Source organism: Deefgea piscis (assembly GCF_019665785.1).
Lineage (GTDB): Bacteria > Pseudomonadota > Gammaproteobacteria > Burkholderiales > Chitinibacteraceae > Deefgea.
Map to the genome: position 1 here is coordinate 1,692,288 of NZ_CP081149.1, position 11,419 is coordinate 1,703,706.

12 protein-coding genes are annotated in these 11,419 nt (G+C 55.0%); all 12 read right to left on the bottom strand.

The genetic code is table 11. The features are described from left to right. Window positions 1-10 precede the first annotated feature (10 nt). Window positions 11-481 (bottom strand): hotdog family protein, encoded by a 471-nt coding sequence (locus tag K4H25_RS07845; protein WP_221022747.1) that lies wholly within the window; start codon window positions 479-481, stop codon window positions 11-13. Further along, window positions 478-1,674, bottom strand: coding sequence for a beta-ketoacyl-[acyl-carrier-protein] synthase family protein (locus K4H25_RS07850; protein WP_221022748.1), 1,197 nt, complete (start codon window positions 1,672-1,674; stop codon window positions 478-480). Before K4H25_RS07850 ends, K4H25_RS07845 begins: the two co-directional genes overlap by 4 nt. Next, the gene (locus K4H25_RS07855) at window positions 1,671-2,213 is read right to left on the bottom strand and encodes a DUF3261 domain-containing protein (RefSeq protein WP_221022749.1); all 543 of its coding nucleotides are present in this window, start codon (window positions 2,211-2,213) and stop codon (window positions 1,671-1,673) included. Before K4H25_RS07855 ends, K4H25_RS07850 begins: the two co-directional genes overlap by 4 nt. Beyond that, on the bottom strand, window positions 2,203-4,530 hold the full coding sequence (locus tag K4H25_RS07860) for an MMPL family transporter (RefSeq protein WP_221022750.1): 2,328 nt from the start codon (window positions 4,528-4,530) through the stop codon (window positions 2,203-2,205). The genes K4H25_RS07855 and K4H25_RS07860 overlap by 11 nt, the downstream gene beginning before the upstream one ends. 65 nt (window positions 4,531-4,595) lie before the next feature. Further along, window positions 4,596-5,201, bottom strand: coding sequence for an outer membrane lipoprotein carrier protein LolA (locus K4H25_RS07865; protein WP_221022751.1), 606 nt, complete (start codon window positions 5,199-5,201; stop codon window positions 4,596-4,598). Then, window positions 5,198-5,662 (bottom strand): acyl-CoA thioesterase, encoded by a 465-nt coding sequence (locus tag K4H25_RS07870; RefSeq protein WP_221022752.1) that lies wholly within the window; start codon window positions 5,660-5,662, stop codon window positions 5,198-5,200. The genes K4H25_RS07865 and K4H25_RS07870 overlap by 4 nt, the downstream gene beginning before the upstream one ends. Beyond that, window positions 5,662-7,212: an HAL/PAL/TAL family ammonia-lyase gene (locus K4H25_RS07875; protein ID WP_221022753.1), complete on the bottom strand. Its 1,551-nt coding sequence runs from the start codon at window positions 7,210-7,212 to the stop codon at window positions 5,662-5,664. The genes K4H25_RS07870 and K4H25_RS07875 overlap by 1 nt, the downstream gene beginning before the upstream one ends. Beyond that, a complete protein-coding gene (locus K4H25_RS07880; protein ID WP_221022754.1) occupies window positions 7,209-8,141 on the bottom strand; it encodes a lysophospholipid acyltransferase family protein in 933 nt (310 codons plus the stop codon). Before K4H25_RS07880 ends, K4H25_RS07875 begins: the two co-directional genes overlap by 4 nt. A gap of 36 nt (window positions 8,142-8,177) precedes the next feature. After that, window positions 8,178-8,924, bottom strand: coding sequence for a glycosyltransferase family 2 protein (locus K4H25_RS07885; protein WP_221022755.1), 747 nt, complete (start codon window positions 8,922-8,924; stop codon window positions 8,178-8,180). Next, on the bottom strand, window positions 8,921-10,594 hold the full coding sequence (locus K4H25_RS07890) for an ApeI family dehydratase (protein ID WP_221022756.1): 1,674 nt from the start codon (window positions 10,592-10,594) through the stop codon (window positions 8,921-8,923). Before K4H25_RS07890 ends, K4H25_RS07885 begins: the two co-directional genes overlap by 4 nt. Beyond that, window positions 10,591-11,136 (bottom strand): COG4648 family protein, encoded by a 546-nt coding sequence (locus tag K4H25_RS07895; protein WP_221022757.1) that lies wholly within the window; start codon window positions 11,134-11,136, stop codon window positions 10,591-10,593. The genes K4H25_RS07890 and K4H25_RS07895 overlap by 4 nt, the downstream gene beginning before the upstream one ends. A gap of 13 nt (window positions 11,137-11,149) precedes the next feature. After that, complete coding sequence (locus K4H25_RS07900; RefSeq protein WP_221022758.1) at window positions 11,150-11,395, bottom strand: acyl carrier protein; 246 nt, start codon at window positions 11,393-11,395, stop codon at window positions 11,150-11,152. Window positions 11,396-11,419: the final 24 nt, after the last annotated feature.

Sequence of the window (11,419 nt, forward strand, 5' to 3'; positions counted from 1 at the left end):
GGTTTTTCGCTTAATTACTTAAAAAGTCGCTTGGGTTTTCGGGTTGAAAGCCATTAATCCGCGCGTTCACTGTAATGACTTGCCCGTCGGTTGTTACGCCGTTCACGCTGGCGGCAAACACCGCCATGCCATTATCGCCCTTGATGACTTCGTTAACGCAAATCGTGAGCTGCGTGCCCGGTTTAAAGCTCGGCACATTGCTTGCAAAGTGCCGAGTGCCGAGTAAAAAACCAATTTTGGGCGCTTGGCCGCTGCGCCGCGCATGGCAGCCATCAAGGGCGGCAATCGCTTGGGCCATGTATTCAATCGCCACATACGCCGGCACAGCACCGCCCAGCTCCGGATCATTAAATAAGCTATCGGCTGGCACCGTCAGTGCTGCTGTTAGGCGGTGTGCATCAAATTGAATAATGCGATCGAGCAAAATCATTGGTGCAGCATGGGGCAAGACCTCATGCGGTAAGTAGTGTGGGTGGGTCATATAGGAACTCGCTGCAAGATCAGGCTGACATTATTGCCGCCAAAGGCAAAGGAATTACTCATCGCCGTGTGCAGCGCATAGCTTTGTCCCGCTTGAACCCAGTTCAATGGGGGCAAGGCTGGGTCAAACTCACCATCGAAATCGTTATCGTTAAGGGGCGCAGGAAGTTGCTGCAAAGGGTTGAGTGAAGGCTGCAACAGCAGCCAGCAAAACGCCGCTTCAATGGCTGCGGCCGCGCCAAGGGTATGTCCTGTTAGCGATTTGGTACTGCTGCTTGGCGGTAAATACCCAGCAAATACATCCCGCACCGCTACGCTTTCCATGGCATCATTTAATGGCGTTGCTGTGCCATGTAGGTTCAGGTAATCGATTTGCTTCGCGGGTAATGCCGCATCGTTGAGCGCGGCGCGCATGGCGGCGACTGCGCCATGTCCTGCTGGATGGGGCGCTGAAATATGATGCGCGTCGCTGCTGGCGCCGCAACCGAGTAGTTGCACAGGGCCGCGCTCTCGGCTCATCAGCATTAGCGCAGCCGCTTCGCCGATATTGATGCCATCGCGCTTAGCATGAAACGGCCTGCATTGCGCTGCACTGATCGACTCTAATGCCGCAAAACCATTGAGCGTGAGCTGGCACAAGCTATCTACGCCACCGCAAATCACCACATCGACCAGATTCATGTTAAGCAGTCGGCGCGCGGCGATAAAGGCTCGGCCACTGCTGGAGCACGCGGTAGAAATCACATACGCTGGGCCTTGTATTTGATACAGCTCGGCCAAAAACCGCGCCGGATCGGCCATTTCTTGGCGCAAATAACTGTAGCCCGCTGGTGCTGATTCACCACGCGCTAGCGCGGCGATGGCCGCTTCGCTTTCGGCTACGCCCGAGGTGCTGCTGCCTAAAATAATCGCCACACGCGCCGCGCCAAAGCGGCTAATGGCGGCGCGAATTTCGGCGTCAATTTGCTGGCTGGCGGCATACAGCAGTTGATTGTTGCGACTGTGAAACTGCGCCCATTGCGGCGGCAGCTTGGGTAATTGCGCCGACACCGCGCCAATAAAAGTCGGGCGATCAATCAGCGTACTTGGCGCTGGCGTCAAACCATGCTGACCGGCAAGCAGTGCGGCCATTGTATCGGCGTGGCCAATACCGAGGGGGGATATCAGCCCAAGGCTATTTAAATACGTGCTCATTCGGGCAATACCTCAATACTTAACCCATACTCGGGGCGCTTAAGCTCAATTTTACCGGCGCTATGGGTAACCTCGGCGTATTTTTTGCCGCGATACCACCAATGCGTGACGCCGTTTTCGTGATGACGTTGCCAGTGCGCTGGCAGCACCGCGTTAATTGGCGCGTGGGTGATTTCAAAATCACGCCAAACTGCGTCCAGTGGCATGAACTTGGGCCACCAAGGTCCGGCCTCGGTGGTGAGTTGATCGCCAACACGGGTGAGGCTAAATAGGCGCTGTCCGGTTGGGCTAATGGCCACCACGCGCAAGGTGTGGCCATCACTTTCGACTCGGGCGGTGAAGGCCAATGCGTGCTCGCCGCTGTGGATGGTGAGTAACTCGCTCTGTGCTAGCGGTGCAAATTGCGCCACCGGCAGCAAAGGCGCGTGACTGCACGCCAGTAGCCAACTGCAAAGCCAAGCGATGCTCAGCCGATACCACCACGACCTGATACTCGCATTCGCGGTGGACGCTGTCGGTAAATTGCGGTTAAGCGGCATGCTGCTTCTCGCTCTGTAATGGCCGTTCATCTGGATGACTGGCTGGTGCTGCCAATCTGGCCATCGGCGCAAAAATAAACGCCAGCGTAACGCCAAATAACACCATCATGCCAAACGATTGCGCGGCCGGTAGGCTAGACATCGCCAACAATCCAAACGACAGCAATGTGGTGCTTGAATCGAGTGTAACGCCGAGCATCGCTTGATGCGCTTCTTCGCCAGACTCGCGAAAAAAGATCGCGTAATCGATACCCAGTGCCAGTACGATCAGCAAGGCAAAGGCCGAAAAGATGTTCAAGGCCATACCCAGTATGCCAAACAGCGCCAGCGCGCCCAGTGCCGCCAACACCGAAGGTAAAATAATCAGCACTGCCCCGCGCCAGCCATGCCGTGGCGTCATCAATGCCACCATCAGTAGCAAAGACAGCGCGGTGAGCAGCAAGGCAATATTGCGGTAGCGCGCCATGAGCTCGGATAAATCGTTCACTTTATCGACAAAGCGCACGCCATCGAGTGAAATACCCGCCAGCGCGGCTTTATCTTGGATATTGGACACCAAGAGCAAAGAGGCAAAACCGCGTTCAGTTTGGCCCAGCCAGAGCATCGCATCGACTCGGCCCAAATCGCTCTTGAGCCATTGATCGATATTGACTGGCTGCGCTTGCGCCAATGCCGTTTGATCGGCGCGAATGGCCGCCTCAGACAAGCCCAGTTCGCGCAGCCAAGCGCTGTATTGCGGCGTGGAAAGCGCGGTTTTTAGGACGTGCAGACGCTGCGCTTGACTGGCGGTATCGGGTAGATGTTGCGATATTGAGCGGGTGGCGCTGATGGTGTTATTGGCCAGCAATGGATTGAGCTTGGCCAGTAGTGCTTGTTCACGTTGCAAAACTTGGTCTGCGCTGCGGCCCTCAATCAAGAAAAATTGACTCTCGGGCGCGTGGCGAAACAAGTTTTTGATGCGCTGCTCCATCTGCCCCAGCGCTGGGTCAACCGTGTAAAAACGCTGTAAATGATCATCGGCGCGCAATTGGCTTAAGCCATAGAGCAGGGGGATGAGTAAAAGCAAAAGGTATTTTTTGCTGGGTATCAGCGTATAGGCTTTAAGCAATAAATCGGTAAGACGCATACCCTTGGTGTTGGGGCGGTAGTTTTTTAGCAGGGTCGGAAAAGCCAACACCACGGTTAAATAGGCGGCGATTAATCCACTGGCAGAAAAAACGGCAATTTCTCGCAAACCCGGAAAAGGCGCGATGGCCAGCGCCAAATAGCCGGTAACGCTGGTTAACATGCCGTAAAACAGCGCCGGGCGCAATTGCTGGACGGCTTGAGCGATGGTCCAGTCTTTGTCTGCGCCCAGACTGTCGGCAAAGCAATGCGTGCCGTAATCAATGGCCACACCAATCAAGCTGGCACCAAACACCAAGGTCATGACGTGAATGCTGCCCATGATCGACACGGTGGTAACAATGGCCACGCCAGTGGCAATCAGTAAGGGCAGTAAGCACAGCGCAATGGCCCAAACGCGGCGAAACGCCAGCCACATTAATAAAATCGAGCCGATCCATGAACCGACACCAATGCGGCTGATTTCTGCTTTGGCTTTTTTGCTCGCCAGATCGGTATGCAGCGCGACGCCGGCGGCAAGCGCCTCCACGCCGCTGGCGGTTTGGGCGCTATTGATTGCGGCATAAATCGCTGTGGCGGTTGGTGCGGGGCCGGTTTTTTGAGTAATGTCATCCGCTGCGGCATCCTCTGGCGCGCTGTCGTCAAAAGCGCGGGTTTTGCTTTTGGCTTGGATCAGCACCCAAAATTTGTTGTCTCCGCGCAGCAATACCATGCCGCTGGCTGGGTCAAAATCAACGCCATCAGCAACTTGGCGGCCAATTAAATCGCCCGCCAAAAACAGCGGGTCGCGCTCAAGTAGCGCGCTGCGTAAATGGCCAAGCGGGCCGTAGAGCTGGGCGGCTTGTGCTTGTAAATAAGTGTCAAGCTCACCGTTTTGCAATTGCGCAATGGTGGCAGGGTGAGCCAGTGCGTAGCGAAACGCCGTGGCGCTGGCTAGCGCATCATTTCGCGGCTGGCGCAGCACCACGCTGGCAAAAGCCTGCGATTGCGTCAAGCTATTGGCCGCTTGCTCGGCGGCGGCCATCGCCGCTTCGCGGGTGGGCGCGCCGATCAACAGTACATTGCGCTCACCCAATTGCTGCTCAAGTTGCTGCACTGCAGCCAGCACCACGGGGTCGCTCTCACCAGCCGGTAGCATCGCCATCAAATTGGTTTGCAAGGGCAAGCCGCGTTGCAGCAGGGTTGCTAGCAAAATACCCAGTATCAGTATGCCGCTGCACCAAACGTAAAATTTGGCTTTGTCTGATATACCTAGCATTATTGGCGTAAAAACTGATTTTGTTCAGCGGCCGACAGCGCGCCAGCTGCTCGAACTTGGCTAAGCGTGTAATGCGTGCTGTCGCCGTTTTTTTCGGCGATGTCGATTTGCTGTAGCGCGCTCGCCCCAGTGAGAGTGAGCGTGTTGGCAAAACTGGCAAAAAGTCCGGCTTTGGGTTTGAGCGTGAGCTGCCAGCGCTGGCCATCCACGTAGCCAGTGATGACAAAATCCGCCTCTAAAGCGGCCCAATCACCGGCCACCAGCGCCATAAAAATACGCGAAACGGCGCTATACGCCGGTTGCGATTTGGCATCGACGCGCACAATGGTTTTGCCATTGACGCTTTGAATCAGTGTATCGGCAGTGATGATGCTGTCCGAGGCATAGGGTTTTTCAATTTGCCACAGCAAACTTTGCTGCTTTAGATAGACAAATTGGCCGCTGGCGAGCAGCGGTTTGGATAGCTTGGCGATGCGTTTTTCTTGGCGAAATTCACCGCGTAAGGTGTCTTTAACGCTAACGCGGGCTTTCACGTCATCCAGTAAGGCGCTGTGCGCAGGCGCGACCAGTAATAGTAGCGCGAGAGCGAGTGATTGAAGGTTCATGGCTGGGCTAGTCCTGGCTTTTTCTGTCCTGACGTTTGCGGATCTAATTTTTGCAGCCCTAATTTCTCCCGCAGGATCTCTGGCGAAACAAAACACATTTCACCGCTACTTAGATCAACCGCCACTTGTGTGGTGTCGCCCTTGGTGAGTAATTGGCCGCTGGCCACATCGTGGATGCGGTAGCTGATTTTTAAGCGGTTTTCCCATTCGACAATGCTGGCGGTAACGCGCAGCGCTTGCTCAAAGCGGGCCGGACGCGAATAACGAACATGCAAATCAATCACCGGCCACGCGTAGCCGGACGCTCGCATGCCGGGATAGTCATAATCAAATTGGCGCAGTAGCGCGCTGCGGGCGAGCTCAAAATATTTAATGTAATGGCCGTGCCAAACGACTTCCATCACGTCGATATCATGAAACGCAGGGGTGATTTCAATACTGTGTGAGTGAATGGCGTGCATTAGGCAGCTCCAGGAACGCTGAGACTTTGCGCTTGAATTGCCGCAATTACCGCGCGCAAATCGGTGTCGAGCGCCCGATCTTCAACTAAATGCGCCGAAAAAGTACGAACTTCAGCCATGAATGCATTCACCGCTGGCGCGCATTGCGCGGCGCTAAGCTCGCCTTGGGCGATACGCAGTTCAACACCTTGGACTGCGGCCAAGGCATGGGCGGCGATGACTTGCTCGGTCAATTGCAATACCCGCAGCGCGTCGCGCGCGGCAATGGTGCCCATGCTGACTTTGTCTTGATTGTGGCATTCGGTGGAACGGCTAAATACGCTGGCCGGCATGGTGAGCTTAAGCGCCTCGGCGGTCCATGCTGAAGCGCCGATTTGCACGGCTTTAAAGCCATGATTAATGGCGCGTCGCTCGCCAGTGGCACCGGATAGATTGCTCGGCAAACCATGGTTGTAGCGGGTGTCGACTAATAGTGCCAGCTGGCGATCCATTAAGTCGGCTAAATTGGCAACGCAGTTTTTTAAGCTGTCCATCGCAAAAGCAATATGCCCGCCGTAAAAATGCCCACCATGCAACACATGCTCACCTTCGCCGTCGATAATCGGGTTGTCATTGGCGCTATTGAGCTCGTTTTCGATAAATTGGCGCAGCATCGGTAACGCGTCAGCCAGTACACCGATGACGTGCGGCGCGCAGCGGATGGAATAGCGATCTTGTAGTCGCAAGCCTTCGCGCGGTGCTTCGCCAGCGAGTAAATCGTCGTGTATCCACGCGGCGACTTCGTTTTGCCCCGGGTGTGGTTTAACTGAAAACAGCTTGGCGTCAAAATGATAGCTATTGCCATCGGTGGCCAGTGAGGTGAGCGCCGTCAGGCGGGCGCATAATTTCACTAAATAGGCCGCGCGGCGATAGGCAATACACGCCAGCGCGGTCATTACCGCCGTGCCATTCATTAAGGCCAAGCCTTCTTTGGGCGCTAGCGTGAGCGGGCTGATATTGCGCTCGGCGAATGCTTTTTGAGTGGGGTATGGCTGGCCATCGCGGTAAATATCTCGTTCCCCAGCCAATACTGCCGCGACGTAAGACAGCGGCGTTAAATCGCCACTGGCGCCGACTGAGCCTTCTTCGGGGATCACCGGCACGAGATTTTGGTTAATTAATGTCGCCAGTTGTTCCAGCAACACCCAGCGCACACCCGAATAACCTTGCGCCAAAGACAGCAGTCGAACCGCCAAAATCGCGCGGCCGGTAAACACATCAAAAAAAGCACCCAAACCACAGCCGTGATAGGTATACAGCTGGCGCGGTAATTCGGCGACCAAATGCGCGGGAATGGCAACGGTGCATGAATCGCCGTAACCGGTGGTCACGCCATAAATTTCGCCGTGCTCGGCGAGCAACTGCTCGAGAAACTGACTGCCGGCATGCACGCGGCGGATGAACGCGGCATCGTTAGACAATTGCACGCCATGACCCGCCGCAACGGCGAGGATGTCTTCAATCGTGAGGCGTGCAGCGCCAAATTCAATACGGTCAGCAGGGCGATTCATAGGGGCAGCCAAAAAGAGTAAAAGTTAGACCACTGCAAAGGCGCAAGCTGGCAGTAATAAGCCAGTCGGTCGGCGTAACGCTGTGCCGATTGTTGCAACCACGGTTGCCGCGCAGCTCGGGCAATGGTTTGCGCTTCGCTGAGCGTTTCTAGATAAACATGCAGGCCATCGGCCGCTTTCAGGCAAACCGCAAACACCAGCGGGCATTGCATCAAGAGCGCCAGCAAATGCGGGCCCAGCGGCAATGGGGCGGTCGCGCCCAAGAAATCGACGTTGAGCGTGCGGGTGTGGGTATTGACCGGCACGCGATCGGCGGCAATCACCAGCCATTCCCCGCGCGCCACCCGTTCGGATAAGTCCGCCGCTAAGGCGGCGTTTAGATCTTCAACTTGAATTAACCGCACTGAGCGAGTCCCAGCTTGCGCCGCCAAAATACGGTTAAATTGCTGCGCGTGTTGCGTATACACCAAGACATTGAGCGTGAGCTCGCTAATGTGTTCTGATAAAGCCTGCATCGCTTCGGTATTGCCTAAATGCGCTGTGAGCATAATGCCGCCTTGGCGCTGCGCCAATCGGCTTTGCATCATCGCTTGACCATGCATGTGCACTTGGTTTGGATTAAATTGCCCCGACCAAACGCGCAATTTGTCTAGCGTGGTATCGGCAAAGCTCAAATAGTGTTGCCAACTCAGACGCAGCGAAGGCGTGAGCTTGAGCGCGGGGACTGCCCGCTTTAATTGCCGCAAATAGTGTAATGAAGCGCGGCGAGCTGACGGGCCAAAGACAAAAAACCAAGCCAGTACCGGGTAAAGTATCAGCGCAAACAGCGGCCGACCGCCAAGACGGTAGGCGGCGAACATGCTTTTCATTCCCCAGTAGGCCATGCGCCCCCCACGCTCGGGTTGCGCGCTCCAGCTAGATTTACTCATGTGCGAAACCAAAGTCGATTAAGTGCTGTACTGGATTCATGTGCGAAACCAGCGGGCGATTAAGCGCGGACTGCGCCACAGCATGCCAAAAAACAGCTTGGTGTGTAGGCGTGAAATCAACAGATTGTCGCGCCACAGCGCAAAATGCGACACGCCATCGAGTGGGTATTGCACTGGGGTGGGCAATTGTACGATGGGCACGTCGGCCCAGTACAGCCGCACCATGATTTCAATATCAAACTCCATGCGGCGGCCAAGTGCTTCGCGCTCGATCAGGGCGCAGCTTGCGGCCAGCGGGTAGACGCGAAAGCCGCACATGGCGTCTTGAATCTGCAATGACAAAGTGTTAATCCACACCCAAATATGCGTGGCATAGCGCCCGTACAAACGCCCCTTAGGTACGGAGGCATCGTAAATCGGTCGCCCGGCAATCAGCGCATTCGGTTGCGCCTGCGCAGCATGGATAAATTGCAAAATATCAGGGGTATGATGCTGACCATCAGCATCAATCTGTATGGCGTGGCTATACCCAAGTTGATGAGCCCAGCGTAATCCCGCCATGACTGCGCCGCCTTTGCCCAGATTGTGCGCTAAGTGCTGTACTTGCAGCCAATCGGCTTGCTCAGTCGCTAAGGTGCTGAGCGTGTGGCGACAAGCGGCGTTGCTACCGTCGTCAATCAGTAAGCAAGGCAGATCAAACGGGCGTAATGCCTCAAGCACCGCGCCAATGGCGTGCTCGTGGTTGTAAACCGGAATCAAAATACAAGGCTTAAAATCGCTCATGCGGCAAAAACCAATCGGCCTGAGGAATGGCTGCCTTGCTCGGAAGTAAAAGCAAACGTCACCCTTTGCCGCATTTGATCCCAAGTGAGCTGCAGCGTGAGCACGGTGTTGGGCCGGATGATTTGCTGAAATTTAATCACTTCCATCTGGCTAAATGTGCCGGGGATGGCAAAGTATTGACGCGCGAATTGGGCCGCCCAATGAATTTGCGTCACGCCGGGCAAAATCGGCGCATTCGGGAAGTGCCCCGCAAAATAGGCAATATCGGCGGCGATGAAGAGTTGTAATTGGCATTGCTCGCCGTCTTGCTGGAGGGTGAGTGTTTGCGGCTGTAAGCTGGGTGATGCAAATAAAGGCTGCAAAGCGGCGGGCGTGGTTTTGCCTTGTGCATTGACCGGTAAAGCGGCAGCAAAACGCCAGCGGCGCGGGATAGCCACGCGCTCGATGTTGCCGATTAAATGTTTTTTAAGTTGCTTGATGAGTGCGGTTTTTCCCAGTTGCACCAGTAGCGCAATGCCGGCTGCATTGAGCACGATGACGGCATTTAAACTTTGCCGACCTTGCGTTTCTGCAGCAAAAACCGCCGCGTCAGTGACTTCGGGTAAATGTTGTAAAGCCTGCTCGACGCGCGCTAGTGCAATGCGTTGTTCTTCGATTTTCGCAATCCGGTCGAGCCGCCCTAAAAGCGTGAATCTGCCATCGGCGCTGATGCTGGCGGCGTCATCCATCGTAATCCATTGATTGGGCAATAAATGTGCTGAGCAAATTTCTAGCGCGCCAGTGTCGTTAATGCGCAGCGCCACATTGGGCAGCGCTTGCCAAGCCGCGGGCTGCTGGCGCCAAGCGACACCGCCAGTTTCGGAAGAACCAAAAATCTCGGTAATGGGCATGCCGCTCGATTGGGCAATTCGCTGCGCAACTTCGGCGTTGAGCACGCCAGCGGATGAAAACAGCGCCGCCAAATGCGGCCGAGTTGCCGCCCACGGTTGTTGTTCAGTGAGCCGCTTGTAATGCGCCGGGCTGGCAATCCAGCTGACTTTGCCCGCCGCTTGACTCATTGCAAACAGCTGCTCGGGGAAAAACGCCGCCTCGGCAGCAAATACGCGGCCAAAGCTCACTGGCCAAATGATTCGAAACAATAAGCCATAAATATGTTGCTGGCTGACCGTCGCCACAATAACCGAATCGGCCATTTGCGCGCCAAATAGCGATTCTAATGCGGTCACTTCTGTGAGCAGTTGCCGCAGCGTTTTATGAATCGCTTTGGGTTCACCACTGGAGCCCGAGGTATAAATCACCAGCTGACAAGCATCGGGCGCGTAGGGGGGGAGTTGTGCTGCCTGCTTAAGTGACGCCGGTTCGCACAGCTCACTAATCAGTAAACCTAAATGCGGCTCATCGGCGAGGCTCAGTGTTGCTGGCGTGGCATTGATCCGCGTTTCATCACCGGGTAGATGCACGATTTTATCGGTTTGCCATGCGGCATAAAGGGCGACGGCAAACCAATACGCGTCACGGCAAAATAGGCTGATTTCGCGCTCGTTTTGCATCGCCAACGTGTGCGCCAGCGCCGCCACATGCGTGGCAAATTCGGTGCTGCGAATCAGTCGACCTTGTTGTAATGCAAAGTCATAAGCAGGGGTATTGCGATCAAGCCATTTATTTATCATTGTTTGGTGCGAATACGCTGTCGCAGTATCCATTCTCCAGCCATCAAGGCGCCCATGAGCACATAGGCGATGCCGCCATTATATAAAGTCCAGTAATCCCAGCTGGCATAGCACGCTGTCCACAGCGCGATACTGCCGTTGAGTATAAAAAACCCACACCAGACTTGCGTCACTTTGCGGGTGTACGCCACGCCCGATGCTGGCAAATCAGGCTCGCTCAGTCTGGCTAGGCGCTCAATCACGCTCGGTCCGCGCCATAGGCTGTAGGCAAACACCGCCAACATCGCAAGATTGATCAAGACCGGATGGTAACGCAGCCAAGCTATATTGCCCTGAATATAGAGTATGCCAGCCAGAACCAATAAAATGGAGACTTGTAGTGGCATACCAGGGGTGTGTCTGGCGCTGAAGCCCCGAATAATGGCCAGCAAAATCAAACCCAGTGCCAAGGTGCTGATTGACACCTGTCCTAATGAAAAATACACCAAGAGCGGATATAGCAGCATCAATAGCCCGCTGATAAGGGTGAGGGTTTTTTTCATTGCGTGGTTGAAACTACGCTTGCAGCAGTTTATCCACCGTGTCGATGACGTCTTGCACGGTGCGAACTTGTTTGAAGTCGGCAGGGCTGATTTTTTTGCCCACCAGCGTTTTGAGTTCTGCGGCCATATCCACCGCATCGATGCTGTCGATTTCTAAGTCGGCATACAATTGGGCATCAGGGGTGATGCGCGCTGGATTGATTTCAAATAGCGTGGCGATAATGTTCACGACCGCGTCGTGAATGGCTTTTTTTTCCATAAAATTTCTCTAATTGGGTGCGTA